Below are 17139 nucleotides of genomic sequence, written 5' to 3' on the forward strand. Positions count from 1 at the left end.
CCCGGATCAGATCCGGGACGACGATGAACTCAAGCCGAAAGCACCGCCACGCCCGGCAGTTCCTTGCCTTCCATCCATTCGAGGAAAGCGCCGCCGGCCGTCGAGATATAGGTGAAGTCCTGCGCCACGCCAGCATGGTTGAGCGCCGCGACGGTATCCCCGCCACCCGCGACCGAGACCAGCGAACCCTCGACGGTCAGCGCCGCCGCGGTCCTGGCCAGCGCCACGGTGGCGGCATCGAAGGGTGCCATCTCGAAGGCGCCGAGCGGGCCGTTCCACACCAGCGTGCGGCAGGTCTTGAGCACGTCGCCCAGGGTTTCGGCAGCCGCCGGGCCGGCGTCGAGGATCATCTCGTCGGCTTCGACCTCGTGGACGTTGCAGGTACGCAAGGACGGCGGGTTGGCCGCGAATTCCTTCGAGACGACGACGTCGTAGGGAAGGTGCACGGTGCAGCCCGAAGCCTCGGCGTTGGCGAGGATCTCGTTGGCGGTGTCGGTCAGGTCGTGCTCGCAAAGCGACTTGCCCACGTCCACGCCCTTGGCGGCGAGGAAGGTGTTGGCCATGCCGCCGCCGATGATGAGGTGGTCGACCAGCGTGACGAGGTGCTTGAGCACGTCGAGCTTGGAGGACACCTTGGCGCCGCCGACGACCGCAGCGACCGGCTTCACCGGGTTGCCGAGCGCCTTTTCGAGCGCTTCGAGTTCAGCCTGCATCGAGCGGCCGGCATAGGCGGGAAGCACGCGGGCAAGGCCTTCGGTGGTGGCGTGGGCGCGGTGCGCGGCGGAGAAGGCGTCGTTGACGTAGAAGTCCGCATTGGCGGCGATCGCGGCGACGAGTTCGGGGTCGTTCTTTTCCTCACCCTTCCAGAAGCGCGTGTTCTCCAGGATCGCGATGTCGCCGGCCCGCAGGATGCCGACCGACTGCGCGACTACCGGACCGGCGACCTCGGGGACGAACATCACTTCCTTGCCGAGCGCCTTCTCGACCGCTCCGACCACCATCGAGAGCGACAGGGTCGACGATCGCTCACCCTTGGGGCGTCCGAAGTGGGCCAGCAGCAGCACTTTGGCGCCCTTGCCCGACAGTTCGAGGATCGTCGGCAGTGCCGCGCGAATACGGGTGTCGTCGGTGATGGCGCCGTCCTGCATCGGCAGGTTGAGGTCGACGCGCACCAGCGCGACTTTGCCATTCACGTCACCAAGGTCGTCCAGAGTCTTGAAAGCGCTCATCTTTCGATCCTTATCTCGTCGCCCAGGGCGATCTCGCCGTCGTCCAGCACCGTACCCAGGACGCCGCCCCGCCAATCCGGCAGGAGCGCCCCCTTGAGGCCCTGTGCCACTTCCTCCATGCGGCTGCACGGATCGCATTCCATCGTGACTTCGATGCGCAGGGTCTTGCCGATCGCCAGGACATAGCCGGTTTCCCGGGGGACACGCAGTCCCTCGACCAGCAGGTTCGCCCGGCGCGCATGCCATGGCGGCACGTCGAAACCGAACAGGCCCCCGCAGATAGTCAATTCGTCCAGCGCCGCGCGCCAGCTTTCGATCTCCATCAGGGAGACCTGGCGGCGCGGCTTCTTCCCCTGACGCACCGCGCCGCGAAAGTCCCCCTGGACTCCCGCGGCGGCAGTAACGGCGACGGACCGCAATTCCTCCATCGGCGCTCGGGGCCTGGCCCTCCGCGCGATGCCGATAAGGTGGCCCGTCCCCATTCGGGTCTTAGAGCAGGCCGCCGATCACGCCGGCCGTGTCGACCATACGGTTGGAGAAGCCCCACTCGTTGTCGTACCACGACAGCACGCGCACCAGCTTGCCTTCGAGGACCGAGGTCTCGAGGCTGTCGATGGTCGACGAGTGGGCGTCGTGGTTGAAGTCGATCGAGACCAGCGGCTCGTCGGTGTAGCCCAGCACGCCCTTCAGCTCGCCTTCTGCAGCGGCCTTGAGCAGCGAGTTCACTTCCTCGAGCGTGGTGTCGCGGCTCGGCACGAACGTCAGGTCGACGACCGAGACGTTCGGGGTCGGAACGCGGATCGACGAACCGTCGAGCTTGCCGGCCAGGTCCGGGAGCACGAGGCCGACGGCAACGGCGGCGCCGGTGCTGGTCGGGATCATGTTCATCGCGGCCGCGCGCGCACGGCGCGGGTCGGAGTGGATCTGGTCGAGGATCTTCTGGTCGTTGGTGTACGAGTGGATCGTCGTCATCAGGCCGCGCTCGATGCCGATGGCTTCGTGCAGGACCTTGGCGAACGGCGCCAGGCAGTTGGTGGTGCACGAGGCGTTCGAGACGACCAGATGGTCGGCGGTCAGCTTGTCGTGGTTCACGCCGTAGACGACGGTGAGATCGACGCCCTTGGCAGGGGCCGAAATCAGCACGCGCTTGGCGCCGGCTTCGATGTGCTTCGAGGCCGAAGCCTTGTCGGTGAAGAAGCCGGTGCATTCCAGCGCGATGTCGATGCCGTTGGCGGCATGCGGCAGGTTCGCCGGGTCACGCTCGGCGGTCACCTTGATGCGCTTGCCGTTGATGACCAGGTCGTCGCCGTCGACTTCCACGGTGCCCGCAAACGGACCGTGGACGCTGTCGCGCTGGAAGAGGAGAGCATTGGCCTTGGCGCTCGCGAGGTCGTTGATCGACACCAGCTCGAGGTCATGGTCGGTACGCTCGAGAATGGCGCGGGCGACATTGCGCCCGATACGTCCGAAACCGTTGATCGCAACCTTGGTCGCCATGTAATTCTCCTCCTAGTTAGACGCTGAGCTTGTCCAGAATCTTGGGCACGATCGCTTCGGGGGTAAAGCCGAAGCGTTCGAACAGGACCTTGGCCGGGGCCGACGCGCCGAAGCGGTCCAGGCCGATGTTCAGGCCGCCGTTGCGGCTGAATGCGGTGTAGCGTTCCCAGCCCTGCGTGATGCCGGCTTCGATGGACACGCGCAGGATCGAGGGATCGTGCGGCAGGACTTCGCGCTGGTACGCCTCGTCCTGGGCGGCGAACAGTTCCATGCACGGCATCGAGACGACGTCGGTGCCGATGCCCTGGGCCTGAAGCGCGTCGCGAACCTTGACGGCCAGTTCGACTTCCGAGCCGGTGGCGATCAGGATGACCTTGCGATCTCCTTCGGCGCTACGCAGCGTATAGGCGCCGCGGGCCGAGAGCATGTCGCCCGAAGTGCGCAATTGCGGCAGGTTCTGGCGGGTGAGCGCCAGCACCGAAGGCGTTTCCCTGGCTTCGAGCGCAAGGTTCCAGCATTCCGCCGTCTCGATCGCGTCGGCCGGGCGGAACACGTAGAGGTTGGGGATCAGGCGCATCGACATGACGTGCTCGACCGGCTGGTGGGTCGGGCCGTCTTCGCCAAGGCCGATCGAATCATGCGTCAGCACGTAGATCGCGCGGGTCTGCTGCAGCGCCGACAGGCGGATCGCATTGCGGCAGTAGTCGGAGAAGATCAGGAACGTGCCGCCATAAGGGATCACTCCGCCATGCAGCGCCATGCCGTTCATCGCGGCGGCCATGCCGAACTCGCGGATGCCGTAATAGACGTAACGGCCCGCGTAGTCGGTAGGCGTGAACGGGGTCTGGCACTTGGCCTTGGTATTGTTCGAGCCGGTGAGGTCCGCCGAGCCGCCGATCATTTCCGGGATCGCGGGGGCCAGCACATTGAGCCAGTTCTCCGAAGCCTTGCGGGTGGCGACGGTCGAATCGCCCGCAAGCCACTCGGCCAGCGCCGTGCGGATGCCGTCGGTCTCGGGAAGGTCGCCGGCCATGCGGCGGTTGAACTCGGCGGCCTTGGGGTTCGCGGCGAGACGCGCGTTCCACTCGTCGTGCGTGGCCGTACCGCGCTTGCCGACCAGGTGCCAGTCCGCGCCGATCTCGGCCGGAATGTCGAAGGGAGCCGACGTCCAGCCGAGGTATTCGCGCGCGGCCTCGATCTCGGCGGCGCCCAGCGGCGAGCCGTGGACGTCGTGACCGCCCTGCTTGTTGGGCGCGCCCTTGCCGATCAGCGTGCGGCACGACACAAGCGAGGGCTTGTCCGAAGCGGCGGCTTGCGCCAGCGCGCGCTCGATGTCGGCGAAGTCATGACCGTCGCAGTCGAACACGTCCCAGCCCGAAGCGCGGTAGCGCGCCGCGATGTCCTCGGTGGTCGACAGCGAGGTGTCGCCGTCGATGGTGATCTTGTTGTTATCCCACAGCACCTTGAGGCGGCCCAGCTTGAGCGTGCCGGCCAGGCCGATCGCCTCGTGGTTGATGCCTTCCATCAGGCAGCCGTCTCCGGCGATGACCCAGGTGTTGTGGTCGACCAGCTCGTCGCCGAACGTCGCGTTGAGGTGACGCTCGGCCATCGCCATGCCGACCGCCATCGCCAGGCCCTGGCCCAGCGGTCCGGTAGTGCACTCGACGCCTTCGATCAGGAAGTTCTCGGGGTGTCCGGCGCAGACCGAGCCCATCTGACGGAAGTTGCGGATGTCGTCCAGCGTCGGGCTGGCATAGCCCGTCAGGTGCAGCAGCGAGTAGATCAGCATGGAGCCATGGCCAGCCGACAGCACGAAGCGGTCGCGGTCCGCCCACTTGGGCGCGGCGGGGTCGAACTTGAGGAACTTGGCGAACAGCACGGTGGCAACGTCGGCCATGCCCATCGGCATGCCGGGATGGCCGCTGTTGGCTGCCTGGACCGCATCCATCGACAGCGCCCGGATGGCATTGGCCATCGGCGCGAGGCGGTCGGGGGAAAGGGTCATGGGATGCTCCGGGTAGACGGGAATTGCGGGACGATTCGTAACTTGCGACCCCCTTTAGGGAGAGCCGGCGTCCCGTCAAGTTCAGCGCCGGTTTTCACGCCACCAGCCTGTAGTAATTGCGATGCAGGTGCAGTCCATCGCACCCCGGCCATCAATCGATCGCAGACGCGTGACAAGATTGTGAACAAAAGTGGCCAAGTGGTTGCCACGAGCCCCTTATGCGACCAGCGGATAAACCATGAACGAGGCCCCTGCCCTGCTCGCCCTCGACCGGATCGAGGAAGCGCTGGCGCGGATCGAAACCGCTGCCCGCCGCTTCAAGACCCGCCCGGACGCGGACCTGCGCCGCCGCCACGAGGACCTCAAGGCCTGCGTGGCGCAATCGCTCGCCGGGCTCGACCAGCTGCTGGCGGAACGGGAACAGTCCTGACGATGGGCAACGTCACTCTCTCGATCGGCGGTCGCAGCTTCACTCTCGCCAGCGCGGACGGCGAGGAAGCGCACGTCGCCCGCCTCGGCCGCCTGATCGACGAGAAGGCCGCCGCATCCGGCGCCGCCGGGCAGACCGAGACGCGGATGCTGCTGTTCGCCTCGCTGATGCTCGCCGACGAGCTGCACGAGCTGCGCAACCGCCCGTCGACACCTGAAATTCCCGCGGAACTGGCCGAAAGGCTGGGCAGGATCGCATCGCATGTCGAAAATCTCGCATCCCTCCTTGAGAGCGAGGCCGCAAGCGCCTAGATAGGGACGTGACGGGATCTGCCCGGCACGTGCCGTTCGAACATCCCTGAGGCTATAAGCAATCCAAAGGGGGCTGTCCCTGCCCGGACCCTGGTCCGAAGCACATGGTCCCCACCTGACGTCGAGGCGTCAGAGGATTTCTAGGAAACGACCCATGGTGGACCCGTCACCCCCCATTTCTCCCGAGGCCACTTCCGCTGGGACCGGTTCTCCCGGCGCCATTCCCTTTGCCGATGCGAAAGCAGCACTCAGGCGGTCCTACCGCCAGGCAAGGGCCGAGCACGTCGATGGCCTGCCCACCGGACTGCGCGCGCTGATGCTCAATCGGCCGCCTGCACCGCTCGTCGAGATGATTCCCGTCAACGCCACCGTCGGCGTCTATCATCCCGCCGGCTCGGAGGCGCCGACGCTCGGCTGGGCGCGATGGCTCGCCGAGACCGGCCGCCGCGTCGCCCTACCCTGGTTCGCCTCGCGCACCGCCGCGATGGAATTCCGCATTTGGGACAATCCTTGGGACGAAACCGCCCTGTCCCCAGGTCCGTGGCGCGCGCAACAGTTGCGCAAGGACGCCGAAGCGGTGATCCCCGACCTCGTGGTGGTGCCCTTGCTGGCCTTTACGACTTCCGGCCACCGGCTCGGCCAGGGCGGCGGGCATTACGACCGCTGGCTCGAGGCACATCCCCAGGTTCCCGCCATCGGCCTCGCCTGGGATTGCCAGATCGCCGAGGACCTGCCTGTCGAGAGCCACGATCGCCCCCTCGCGGCCGTGGTGACGCCGACGCGGATATACCAGATGCAACCCGCGGAGGAGACATGACGGATCCGCGCGCAACCCCGACCTGGCGAATCCCGGTCGGCGTCCTTGCCCTCGTCGTCGCGCTGGGGGTCTACGGCATCGCCGTCGCCAGCCTCGTGCCACCGCTGATCGGGACTTGGAACGCGCTGGCGCAGACGCCGGTCTACGTCGTCCTGGGGATCGTGTGGATCTTTCCGCTCAAGCGCTACCTGATGTGGATGGAAACCGGCCGTTGGAGCGTGCCTGCAGAGGCGACCGAATCGCCGTAGAGCGGGATCACTTTGCGTTTACGCACGGTCCCAATGACGAGCTTGCGCAAATCCTTCCGCTATAGATGCAGAGGGTCGCGCAAAGTTACGCCTGCCTCTTCATGGAACCCTGACACGATTTCAGAGTGACGGCGCCTGCGATGGAAGCCACGTAGTCGATCTGGATGGGCATGTATCGGAGAGGCTAAGCTCCGGGAAGGCCCGCGATCCCGGGTCAAGTCCGGGACGACAAGGCATACCTGTTTTCATGCTGGGCGATTTGCCACTTCCCCTAAAGGAAGTGGCGCGAGTGACGGGGCTCGAACCCGCGACCTCCGGCGTGACAGGCCGGCACTCTAACCAACTGAGCTACACCCGCGCAGCGATGAAAAAAGGCCGAGACAAGCCCGACCTCGAATTGTCTCCGGTTACCCGGAATTCCTTGCCTTGTCAGGGGCATGGAATGCTTCCCGCTGCCGTGGCAGAAGGAAATTCCCAAGTGGCGCGAGTGACGGGGCTCGAACCCGCGACCTCCGGCGTGACAGGCCGGCACTCTAACCAACTGAGCTACACCCGCGTTCTTGCGGTTGCGTCCGCTTGGGAGCGCCGCCACTAGGCCAGGCACTCGGGGCTGTCAACCGCCTTGCCGGGGCCTCGCAGATTTTTTGCGACCGGCCTGTGGAAGGGCTGCGGGACGATCTGATCGAGGCGTATTGTGCCCGGACGGCCCGGGCAAATTCTGGTGCCGTTTAAGCGCTGTTCTTCGCTTGCGCATGCGGCCCAGATGCTTCCGGTTCATGGCCTTACATAGACCAGGTGTCCGGCAACGTTCACGTCAGCACTTCTCGTACTTCCAGTAGCGTTTCTTGCCCTCGGCTAACCATTCCACCGACTGTGCCATGCGCTTTTCACGCGTGGCCAGGGTCTTCGCCTCGGTGACCCACTCGAGATAGTCGCGGCGTTGTCCGGGCGCCAGGCCATCGAAGGTCCGGCGCGCTGCCGGCATCGCATCCAGCGCGGCCGCGAAATCGTCCGGCATGGGGATTTCGGGCTTCGGCCGCCTTACGCCGTCGCCTCTTTGCGCCGTGCCCCTCGCCGCGATCCTGTCACGCGCGACCTGGAGTCTGGCCGTAAGCACCAACTCTATGGGAAGGTCCGTGATCGCAGTGATCCGGCCGAACTGGCCCATGGCATCGCCCTGCCGGCCGTCGCCGTGGATCACCAACGTGCAGTGCGCTTTGAAGGCGGCCATGCCCGCCACGTTCCTGCCGTTCACCAGGAAGTGCGGCATCCCCCACTTGATCGCCTCCTCGGCATCGGGGAGAGCCCGGTGTGCGAGATCGCGCAGATGTTCGAGAACCGGGCGCGCAAACGCCGCTGCCCCCGCGATGTAGGCGTCGACACGCGCGTCCCGGCTCATGGCATCTCCTTACCCCGCCAGAATGAGCGCCGGAGCCTCGATCAGTTTCTTGAGATCCTGCGCGAAGCTCGCCGCGTCCCAGCCGTCGACCACGCGATGATCGCAGCTCATCGAAATGTTCATGATCTTGCGCTTCTCGATGCGCTCGGCGCCGCTGGCGTCCTTCACGAACATCGGCCGCTCGACGATGCGGTTGGGGCCGATGATGGCGACTTCGGGGCGGTTGATGACCGGCGTGGTCGCAACGCCGCCCATCGGCCCGAGCGAGGTGACGGTGATCGTCGAACCCGAAAGCTCGGACGACTTGGCCGACCCGTCGCGCGCGGCTTGGGCAAGACGCGTGATCTCGGCTGCGAGCTGCCACAGGTTGCGCTCCTGCGCGTCGCGGATCACCGGGACCATGAGGCCTCCCGGTGTCTGCGCCGCGATGCCCAGGTGCACCGAACCGTAGCGCGTCACCACGCCCGCCTCGTCGTCGTAATGCGCGTTGAGCATCGGATACTTGGGGATCAGCTTGCAGATCGCGGTGATGAGCAAGGGCAGCATCGTCAGTTTTGGCCGCCCGTCAGCATGGGGCCCGCGGCCTGCATTGAGCTGTGCTCGGGTTTCCTCCAGCGCGGTGACGTCGAACTCCTCGACGTAGGCGAAGTGCGGGATGTTGCGCTTCGATGCGGCCATGTTTTCGGCGATGCGACGGCGCAGGCCGATGACGCGAACCTGCTCGTCCCTGCCCTTGCCGCCGGCGGGCTGGAAGCCGCCCGAGGCGTTGTAGGCGAGGAAGGCGTCGAGATCGGCATGGCGCAGGCGCCCGTCTTCGGCCGGGCGGACTTCGGAGAGGTCGATTCCGAGGTCTTTCGCACGTTTCCGCACCGCAGGGCTGGCAAGGACCTTTGCCGATGGGGCGACCGCCCGGGCTTCGACAGGTTCGGCCCGAGCGGGTTTGGGCTCGGGCGGGGATTCCGGCTCAGGCCCGGCAACGGCCACCGCCCGGTCGACATCACCCGCATCGGGCGTCTCGACCGCGATCCGCTCCTCGACAACGGCTGCCTTGGGCGCCGGTGCGTCGTGGGCGGCCCCATCGTCCAGGCCGTCGACCTCGATCACCACCAGCGGCGCGCCGATCGCGACGACGTCGCCCTCCGCTCCCGCCACTTCGACGACGGTGCCCGAGACCGGGCTCTCCATCTCGACGGTGGCCTTGTCGGTCATCATGTCGGCCAGGCGGCCGTCTTCCTCGACGGTATCGCCGACCTTGACGTGCCAGGCGACGATCTCGGCCTCGGCGATGCCTTCCCCGATGTCGGGAAGCGTGAAAATGTAGCGTCCCATCTGGTCAGTCCTTCATCAGGCGGTCAACCGCTTCGCCGATGCGGACGGGACCGGGAAAATAGGCCCACTCGAGGCTGTGCGGATAAGGCGTGTCGAACCCGGTCACGCGCTCCACCGGCGCTTCGAGGTGGTAGAAACAGCGCTCCTGCACGAGCGCGGACAATTCGGCGCCGAATCCGGACGTGCGGGTGGCCTCATGTATCACCAGGCATTTCCCGGTCTTCTGCACAGACTTTTCCACAGCCTCGATGTCGAGCGGGACGAGCGTGCGCAAGTCGATGATCTCGGCATCGATGCCCTTTTCGGCCAGCACCGCCTCGGCGACGTGGATCATCGTGCCGTAGGACAGCACCGTAAGCGCCGCCCCCTCGCGCACGATCCGCGCCTTGCCGAGCGGGATCCTGAAGTACCCTTCCGGCACGTCCGCGCCCGGATGGCCCTTCCAGGTGCGCGAGGGCTTGTCGTAGTAGCCGTCGAAAGGTCCGTTGTAGATGCGCTTGGGCTCGAAGAAGATGACCGGGTCGTTGTCCTCGATCGCGGCGATCAGGAGGCCCTTGGCGTCGTGCGGGGTCGCGGGGATCACGGTCTTGAGGCCGGCGACGTGGGTGAACATCGCCTCGGGGCTCTGGCTGTGGGTCTGTCCGCCGAAGATGCCGCCACCGAAGGGCGAGCGAATCGTCAAAGGCGCGGTGAACTCGCCTGCCGAGCGATAGCGCATCCGAGCCGCCTCGGAGACGAGCTGATCGAGGCCGGGATAGATGTAGTCGGCGAACTGGATCTCCGGCACCGGGCGCAGCCCATAGGCGGCCATGCCGACCGCCGCGCCGACGATGCCGCATTCGTTGATCGGCGAATCGAACACGCGGTTGCTGCCGTACTTCTTCTGCAGGCCGGCGGTGGCGCGGAACACGCCGCCGAAGTAGCCCACGTCTTCGCCCAGAATGACGATGTCCGGATCGCGCGCCATCATGATGTCGAGCGCATCGTTGATCGCCTCGATCATGTTCATCGACCGGGTCGGAGCCTCGGACAGGCTGACGGGTTGTTCTTCGAGCATCAGCCCTGCTCCTTCCATTCCGGCCATTTGATCTCGCGCTCGCGGATGGCTTGTGCCGCCTGCTCCTCCAGGTGCCAGGGCAGCTCCTCGAAGACGTCCTCGAACATGGTGTGGAACGGATGGTGCAGGCCGTGGCCCAGCACACCGTTCTTCTCGGCCTCCTTGGTGGCGACCTTCACCTGTTCGACCAGTTCGCGATCCATCGCCTCCTGCTGCTCCTCGGACCATTCGCCGATGCCGATCAGGTGCTTCTTGAGCCGCATGATCGGATCGCCCAGCGGCCATTCCTCGCGCTCCTGCGCCGAGCGGTAGGCGGATGGGTCGTCGGAGGTGGAATGACCCTCGGCACGATAGGTGAAGTGTTCGATCAGCGTCGGGCCCTGCCCCGCGCGGGCGCGGTTGGCAGCCCACTCCATGGCTGCGTAGACCGCCAGCGCGTCGTTGCCGTCCACCCGCAAGCCCGCGATGCCGTAGCCGGTCGCGCGTGCCGCGAACGTCGTGCGCTCGCCGCCCGCGAAGCCGGAGAAGCTGGAGATCGCCCACTGGTTGTTGACCAGGTTGAGCACCACCGGCGCGTTGTAGACCGCCGCGAACGTCATCGCCGCATGGAAGTCGCCTTCCGCGCTCGATCCCTCGCCCACGAAGGCGGTGGCGATGCGGGTGTCGCCCTTGATCGCGCTCGCCATCGACCAACCCACCGCCTGTGGCAACTGCGTGGCGAGGTTGCCCGAGATGGAAAAGAACCCGTAGTCCTTGGCCGAGTACATCACAGGGAGCTGGCGGCCCTTCAGCGGGTCGGCACGGTTCGAGTAGATCTGGTTGACCATGTCGACCAGCGGATAGCCGCGCGCGATCAGGATGCCCTGCTGGCGATAAGTGGGGAACACCATGTCGTCGTGCGCAAGGGCAAGCGCGCACGCGACCGAGATCGCCTCCTCGCCGATGGACTTCATATAGAAGCTGGTCTTGCCCTGCCGCTGGCCGCGATACATGCGATCGTCGAAAGCGCGGGTCAGCGCCATCGTGCGCAGCATCCGGCGCAGCGTTTCCGCATCGAGCCCGGGGTTCCACGGGCCGATGGCACGGTCGTTGTCATCCAGCACGCGGATCATGTCGAGAGTCAGGGGCCAGGTCTCGCTGGCCGCGCAGGCTTCGTCGGGCCGCGCCAGCAGGCCGGCGGGCGGTACTGGCAGATGCGAATAGTCGACCACGTCGCCGGGCCGGTATTTCGGCTCGGGTACGTACAGTTCCAAGGGCGGCAGATTGCCGCGCGGCGTTCCAGGTCTAACGGGGCCTTCGGCCATTTTCATTGCTCTCCCGCCAAGGTCGGGCCGCAAGAACCTTGAGTATCAAAATTCCACGGTTAGGTCATAATATTTCAAACCTTGGTAATGTCAATCACACCGCAACGGGCGCCGCGATGTGCGCCTGGGGGGTATATCCGGTCACTTCGAAGTCCTCGATTCGATAGTCGAAGATCGTCTCCGGACGCCGCACGATCGCCAGCCGGGCCTCGCCTTCGGGTGCGCGCGAAAGCTGCTCCTCGACGAGGCTCGCGTGATTGAGGTACAAGTGGACATCACCACCCGTCCAAACGGCTTCACCGGGCTCGAGGTTGCATTGCTGCGCGATCATGCGCGTGAGCAAGGCCAGCGACCACATGTTGAAGGCGAAGCCCAGTCCCAGGTCGCAGCTGCGCTGGTAGAGCAGGCACGAGAGCCGGTTGCCCGAAACGTGGAACTGGTAGGTCTTGTGGCACGGAGGCAGGGCCATCGAATCGAGTTCGGCGACGTTCCATCCCTCGATGATGTGGCGGCGGCTGCCGGGATTGGCCTTGATGCTCTCCACCACCTGAGCGACCTGATTGATGCCGGGCCCGCTACGGAACAGGCCTTCGCCTGCCGGCTCGTAGGTCGGCCAGTCGACCCACTGCTTGCCGTATACGGGGCCGAGGTCTCCCCACCGGGCCGCGAAGGCTTCGTCGGCGACGATTCGCGCGGAGAACGCCTTGCGCTCGATCGCCTCGCCCGTCTCGCGCCGGTAGCGGTCGAGCGGCCAGTCGGTCCAAATCTCCACGCCTTGCGCGCAGAGCTTGCGGATATTGGTGTCGCCGGTGAGGAACCACAGCATCTCGCGCGTGGCGGTCTTCCAGTAGACGCGCTTGGTCGTGAGCAGCGGCATCGCCCCACCCGACAGGTCGAACCGGATCGTCTCCCCGAAAAGCGAGCGTGTGCCGATGCCGGTGCGATCGCTGCGCTCGTCGCCCTGCGTCCAGATTCTCCGCATGAGGTCGAGATACTGATGCTCCCAGTGCGACCTTGCAGTGGCAGTGGCGGCTTCGGGGCGGAGCGTCGTGGTGGTCATGCGCCAAGCCTACCTGCGCGAGCGATCCATGGAAAGCCGCCGCGCCGCGTCTTCCCCGGCTCGGCGGGGACGCCATGCATCTGCGCAGTATCGCGGCATTTCGACCTATCGCACGACTGCTCGAACATTTTCCGCAAAGCCCCTTGCCACCCCCGGAGTCGCCCTATATAGGCGCGCTCCTGCCCCGGGCGGTCTTCGGATCGCCCTCCGGTCGGGGAATAGCTCAGCCTGGTAGAGCACTGTCTTCGGGAGGCAGGGGCCGGAGGTTCGAATCCTCTTTCCCCGACCATTTATTCGCAAAGGGCGCGTCTTCACGGACGCGCCCTTTGTCGTTCCGTGCCATCAGCCTCAGGTGAAATAGCGCGCGCGAATCTCAGCCATGCGTGCGCGCGCATCGGCCACGGCGCGTTCTTCCAACGCCATCAGCACATGATTGATCGAGCCCTCCAGGTGCATCCGCACGGCAGCGCGCGCCCTTGCGGCATCGCGCGCCTTCAACGCTGCCAATATCTCGACATGCTGCTCCAGACTGTAGCGATAGTTTTGGTTGCGCGCCTCCTCCAGCATCCGGCGGCACTCGCCCGAGCGTTCGCGCATCTCCCACAGGCTGCGCACGCTGCGTTCCACTGCGGTATTGCGAGTGGCCCTGGCCATCGTCAGGTGGAACAGCGTGAGCGCGGCCTGCCAGTCCTCGAAGGTGCCGTCCTCGCGGCGCATTTCGGCAACCGCCCGCTCCACCAGCGCCAGTTCCTCCTCGGTGATGTTGACCGCCGCCAGCGCTGCCGCCTCGCCCTCGAAAATGAGGCGAGCCTGCGCAAGTTCGATCGGCGTGACCTCGGATGCTTCGCCGGCAGGCGGCCCATCGTCGGGCAGGCGCAGCACATAGGCCCCCGAGCCGACCTTCACCTCGACGATGCCCATGACTTCGAGCGCCAGCAGGGCCTCGCGCACGATCGGGCGACTGACACCCATCTGCAAGGCCAGTTCGCGTTCGGCCGGCATGCGCGCGCCGACGGGATATAGGCCGGCCCGCACCGCATCCGTCAGCCGCGCGGCCACCTTGCGATAGAGGCGCGGGGCCTGCGGTTCGTCCGGCCCGGCCCCGTCGGCCTTCCCCTGCTCCCGGATCAACGGCCACTCTCCCTGCGATCCGACCGATTTGTCGTTTTTCCGAGAGGAGATATTACCAGTCGCGCGCCGTGGCCGGCAAGCCGCCCTGCCGATCAGTCAAGCACCATTGCCGCCGGGGCCTCGTCACCCCGAACGCAGGAGTTGCACGCCCCAGTCACGCTCGAACAAGTACAGAAGCAGCCGCGCCGCCTCGCCGCGCGGACCATTGAGGCCGCCGTCGCGCTCGATCAGCAGGCGCGCGTCGTCGTGGGCGAGGGGCAGAAGCTTGGTGATCTGCTCCAGGCTGGCGATGCGGAACGGAGTGTCGCCCGACTGGCGCGTGCCCAGCAGTTCGCCGCCGCCGCGCAGTTGCAGGTCCTCCTCGGCGAGGCGGAAGCCGTCCTGCGTCTCGCGCATGAGGGCCAGGCGCTGGCGGGCGGTCTCGGAAAGCTTGTCGCCACGCAGCAGCAGGCAGGTCGACTTGCCCGAACCGCGCCCGACACGCCCGCGCAACTGGTGCAACTGGGCGAGGCCGAAGCGCTCGGCCTGCTCGATCACCATGAGCGTGGCGTTGGGCACGTCGACGCCAACTTCGATCACCGTCGTGGCGACCAGCAGGCTGGCCTCGCCGCGCGCGAAGCGCTCCATCGCCGCGTCCTTGGCCTCGGGACGAAGCTGGCCGTGGACCAGCGCCACGGTATCCCCGAAGCGTTCCTTGAGGGCACCGTAGCGCGCCTCGGCAGCGGCGAGGTCCTCGTTCTCGTTCTCGTTGACCATGGGGCAGACCCAATAGGCCTGCTGCCCGGTCTCGATGTGCCGGGCAAGCGCTCCGACCACGTCGCCCATCCGCTCGACCGCGACCACGCGGGTGTCGATAGCCTGTCGCCCCGGCGGCAGTTCGTCGAGCTTGGAGACTTCCATCTCGCCGTACTGCGCCAAGGTCAGCGTGCGCGGGATCGGCGTCGCGGTCATCGCCAGGGTGTGCGGCACCCGACGGCCCTTGCGCGCCAGCATCAGCCGCTGGCCGACGCCGAAGCGGTGCTGCTCGTCGATCACCACAAGCGCGAGATTGCGGTACGACACGCTGTCCTGGAAAATGGCGTGGGTGCCGACGACGATCTGGATCGAACCGCCCAGCAGTCCCATCAGTATCGCCTCGCGCGCCCTGCCCTTGTCGCGACCCGTCAGCAGCGCGATCTCGACCCCGGTGCCCTGGAGCATCCGCGAGAGCGTTTCATAATGCTGGCGGGCGAGGATTTCGGTCGGCGCCAACAGCGCCGCCTGCGCGCCCGCTTCCACCGCGATCAGCATCGAGGACAGTGCCACCACGGTCTTGCCCGACCCCACGTCGCCCTGCAGCAGCCGCAGCATCGGCGAGGGCTGCGCAAGGTCGCCCTCGATCTCGCCGATCGAGCGGACTTGCGCGCCGGTCAGGGCGAACGGCAGGCGCAGCTTGGCACGCAAGCTGCCGTCGCCGGCCAGCGGCGTCCCGCGCTGCGACCGGTTGCTCTCGCGCACCAGCATCAGCGCCAGCGCGTTCGCCAGCAATTCGTCGTAAGCCAGCCGATCGCGCGCCAGGGCGTTGACGCCGCGATGCGCCTCGCCCAGCGCCTCGCGCCAGGCGGGCCAGTCGGTCCTGGCCTTGAGACCCGGCTCGATCCACTCGGGCAACTCGGGCAGGCCTTTGAGCGCCTGGGCCACCAGCGATCCGATGCGCCCCTGCGTCAGACCTTCCGAAAGCGGGTAAATCGGTTCGCACAGCTTGCCGATCGGCGCGGCCGAATCCTCGGAAATATGCTCGGGATGCACCATCTGGAGCATCTGCCCGTACTGGTCGATCCGACCCGCCACCCAGCGCAACTCGCCCACCGGAAGCTGCTTCTTGGCGGTGTACGACGCGCGGCCGAAGTAGGTGATCGTGCAAATGTTGCCGATCGCATCCTCCGCCAGCACCCGGAACGGCCCCCGGCCGCTGGGTGAGCGATGTTCGCGCGGCGTGAGCGCGACGATGACGTTCTCGCCCACGCTCGCCTCGTCGAGATTGGCGATCGCCCGGCGTTCGACGAAGCGGTCGGGCAGGTGATAGGCGAGGTCGCGAATACGGGTAAGCCCGAGTTTCTCGAGCGGGCGCCTGAGCTTAGGCCCAACCCCTTCGAGGGCATCGGTTTCGACGAACAGGGAATTGAGCGCTTCAGGCCGCATGCGCGCCTCTTAGCGCGAGTGTGCCCCGTTTCGCCAGACGCGGCGGAACTGCCTTCCACATGCACCGTTGCCGAAGTCCTAGCAGATCCCCAACCCCAAGGAGAAGTCCATGCTTTTGCCGCACGGAACCGTATTCGCGATCGTCGACGGAGAGAACTTCGAGCTCTATCGCAACTCCGGGCCCGAGGCCGAACCGCGGCTCACCTCGATGGATGCGCCCGATCTTGAAGCCACCAACTTCAGTGCCGGCTTCCGCCGCCAGGACGGCCAGACCCGTCATCAGGCGCGCACCGGAGACGGCAGCCGCGATGCGCTCGACGAAGCGGCACACGTAGCGGCGGTCACCGGCTGGCTGAACCAGCAGGTGCTGGCGAAGGAGATCGACCAGTTGGTCGTCGTCGCCGACCCCCGCTCGCTGGGAGAGATGCGCCGGCATTATCACAAGCAGCTCAAGGACGTATTGGTCGGCGAAGTGCCAAAGACCCTGACAGGTCGTTCCAGTGCCGAGATCGTGCGCGTGCTGCACGGCTGAGGCCACGCCTTGCCCAGACCCGCGCCGCATAGTAACGGCGCGGGGATGAGCGAACTGTCCCCCCGCCTCGCCCGCCTGAAGTTCCGCGCCTGGCATCGCGGCACGCGCGAGGCCGACTACATGATCGGCTGCTACTTCGATCGCTTCCACGCCGAATGGTCCGAAGACGATATCGCGCTGTTCGAGCGGATGATCGACGAGGAAGACGTCGACATCATGGGCTGGGCGCTGGGCACCCTGAGCATTCCCGAGGAATACCGGGGACCGCTGGTCAAGCGGATGATGCAGCTGGACTACGTGGTGATCCCGCGCTGAATCCTCCCACCGCGGGGTAAGTCAATCGACTACGGATCGACCTGATCCGTGCATTGTTTTCCACCTCACCCTCAACTTGTTTCAGGGTCCATCGTGCCCCAGCTAGGGTCTGCCGCGCCGTAAACCGACGGCACCGATGGTGACACGACCGTCCGGTTGCATCTGCCCGATGGATCCTGAAACGAGTTCAGGATGACGGGCCTGGAATGGAACTTCGTATGCGCTTGTCCTGCGGGGGCCATCCGCAGGACGGCGAAGGTCCACGCGCCGGATGGCATGACTTCTCGTTGATGC

17 protein-coding genes and 3 tRNA genes are annotated in these 17139 nt (G+C 66.3%); 7 read left to right on the forward strand and 13 right to left on the reverse strand.

The genetic code is table 11. The features are described from left to right. Positions 1–29 precede the first annotated feature (29 nt). The 4 genes from ACFFDA_RS15435 to tkt form a co-directional block, all read right to left on the reverse strand. Positions 30–1229: a phosphoglycerate kinase gene (locus tag ACFFDA_RS15435; RefSeq protein ID WP_404481498.1), complete on the reverse strand. Its 1200-nt coding sequence runs from the start codon at positions 1227–1229 to the stop codon at positions 30–32. Continuing rightward, positions 1226–1657: an MOSC domain-containing protein gene (locus ACFFDA_RS15440; RefSeq protein WP_404481500.1), complete on the reverse strand. Its 432-nt coding sequence runs from the start codon at positions 1655–1657 to the stop codon at positions 1226–1228. The genes ACFFDA_RS15435 and ACFFDA_RS15440 overlap by 4 nt, the downstream gene beginning before the upstream one ends. Positions 1658–1718: 61 nt before the next feature. Then, positions 1719–2726 (reverse strand): type I glyceraldehyde-3-phosphate dehydrogenase, encoded by a 1008-nt coding sequence (gene gap / locus ACFFDA_RS15445; RefSeq protein ID WP_404481502.1) that lies wholly within the window; start codon positions 2724–2726, stop codon positions 1719–1721. A gap of 16 nt (positions 2727–2742) precedes the next feature. Beyond that, entirely contained in the window at positions 2743–4731 is a 1989-nt protein-coding gene (gene tkt, locus ACFFDA_RS15450) for a transketolase (RefSeq protein WP_404481504.1), read from the reverse strand. Positions 4732–4969: 238 nt separating this feature from the next. Between tkt and ACFFDA_RS15455 the strand changes: the two genes are divergently transcribed. The 4 genes from ACFFDA_RS15455 (at position 4970) to ACFFDA_RS15470 (ending at position 6537) form a co-directional block, all read left to right on the forward strand. Continuing rightward, positions 4970–5161: a hypothetical protein gene (locus ACFFDA_RS15455; RefSeq protein WP_404481506.1), complete on the forward strand. Its 192-nt coding sequence runs from the start codon at positions 4970–4972 to the stop codon at positions 5159–5161. 2 nt (positions 5162–5163) lie between these two features. After that, positions 5164–5472 (forward strand): cell division protein ZapA, encoded by a 309-nt coding sequence (locus tag ACFFDA_RS15460; protein ID WP_404481508.1) that lies wholly within the window; start codon positions 5164–5166, stop codon positions 5470–5472. 154 nt (positions 5473–5626) lie between these two features. Then, positions 5627–6289: a 5-formyltetrahydrofolate cyclo-ligase gene (locus ACFFDA_RS15465; RefSeq protein ID WP_404481509.1), complete on the forward strand. Its 663-nt coding sequence runs from the start codon at positions 5627–5629 to the stop codon at positions 6287–6289. Beyond that, complete coding sequence (locus tag ACFFDA_RS15470; protein ID WP_404481511.1) at positions 6286–6537, forward strand: DUF2842 domain-containing protein; 252 nt, start codon at positions 6286–6288, stop codon at positions 6535–6537. The genes ACFFDA_RS15465 and ACFFDA_RS15470 overlap by 4 nt, the downstream gene beginning before the upstream one ends. A 281-nt stretch (positions 6538–6818) precedes the next feature. Here the strand turns inward: ACFFDA_RS15470 and ACFFDA_RS15475 are convergent. From ACFFDA_RS15475 to thyA, 7 genes are all read right to left on the reverse strand, one after another. Beyond that, a tRNA-Asp gene (locus ACFFDA_RS15475) sits at positions 6819–6895 on the reverse strand. A 121-nt stretch (positions 6896–7016) separates the two neighbouring features. Beyond that, positions 7017–7093 (reverse strand) — tRNA-Asp (locus tag ACFFDA_RS15480). Between the two features lie 258 nt (positions 7094–7351). Beyond that, positions 7352–7936 (reverse strand): YdeI/OmpD-associated family protein, encoded by a 585-nt coding sequence (locus ACFFDA_RS15485; protein WP_404481513.1) that lies wholly within the window; start codon positions 7934–7936, stop codon positions 7352–7354. Positions 7937–7945: 9 nt separating this feature from the next. Beyond that, positions 7946–9265 (reverse strand): dihydrolipoamide acetyltransferase family protein, encoded by a 1320-nt coding sequence (locus tag ACFFDA_RS15490; RefSeq protein WP_404481515.1) that lies wholly within the window; start codon positions 9263–9265, stop codon positions 7946–7948. A gap of 4 nt (positions 9266–9269) precedes the next feature. Continuing rightward, a complete protein-coding gene (locus tag ACFFDA_RS15495; protein WP_404481517.1) occupies positions 9270–10322 on the reverse strand; it encodes an alpha-ketoacid dehydrogenase subunit beta in 1053 nt (350 codons plus the stop codon). Further along, entirely contained in the window at positions 10322–11626 is a 1305-nt protein-coding gene (locus ACFFDA_RS15500; RefSeq protein ID WP_404481519.1) for a 3-methyl-2-oxobutanoate dehydrogenase (2-methylpropanoyl-transferring) subunit alpha, read from the reverse strand. The genes ACFFDA_RS15495 and ACFFDA_RS15500 overlap by 1 nt, the downstream gene beginning before the upstream one ends. 94 nt (positions 11627–11720) lie before the next feature. After that, a complete protein-coding gene (gene thyA, locus ACFFDA_RS15505) occupies positions 11721–12686 on the reverse strand; it encodes a thymidylate synthase (RefSeq protein WP_404481521.1) in 966 nt (321 codons plus the stop codon). A gap of 212 nt (positions 12687–12898) precedes the next feature. Here thyA and ACFFDA_RS15510 point away from each other — a divergent pair. Continuing rightward, positions 12899–12975, forward strand: a tRNA-Pro gene (locus ACFFDA_RS15510). A gap of 59 nt (positions 12976–13034) precedes the next feature. Here the strand turns inward: ACFFDA_RS15510 and ACFFDA_RS15515 are convergent. Both ACFFDA_RS15515 and recG read right to left on the reverse strand, forming a co-directional pair. Then, positions 13035–13817 (reverse strand): FadR/GntR family transcriptional regulator, encoded by a 783-nt coding sequence (locus ACFFDA_RS15515; RefSeq protein WP_404481523.1) that lies wholly within the window; start codon positions 13815–13817, stop codon positions 13035–13037. 123 nt (positions 13818–13940) lie between these two features. Next, positions 13941–15998, reverse strand: a complete 2058-nt coding sequence (recG, locus tag ACFFDA_RS15520; RefSeq protein ID WP_404481525.1) for an ATP-dependent DNA helicase RecG — start codon at positions 15996–15998, stop codon at positions 13941–13943. Between the two features lie 109 nt (positions 15999–16107). Between recG and ACFFDA_RS15525 the strand changes: the two genes are divergently transcribed. Both ACFFDA_RS15525 and ACFFDA_RS15530 read left to right on the forward strand, forming a co-directional pair. Beyond that, positions 16108–16530, forward strand: coding sequence for a host attachment protein (locus ACFFDA_RS15525; RefSeq protein ID WP_404481527.1), 423 nt, complete (start codon positions 16108–16110; stop codon positions 16528–16530). Positions 16531–16575: 45 nt separating this feature from the next. Continuing rightward, complete coding sequence (locus ACFFDA_RS15530; protein WP_404481529.1) at positions 16576–16845, forward strand: succinate dehydrogenase assembly factor 2; 270 nt, start codon at positions 16576–16578, stop codon at positions 16843–16845. The last annotated feature ends 294 nt before the right edge of the window (positions 16846–17139 follow it).

The organism is Novosphingobium sp. BL-52-GroH (assembly GCF_044813085.1).
Classification (GTDB): domain Bacteria; phylum Pseudomonadota; class Alphaproteobacteria; order Sphingomonadales; family Sphingomonadaceae; genus Novosphingobium.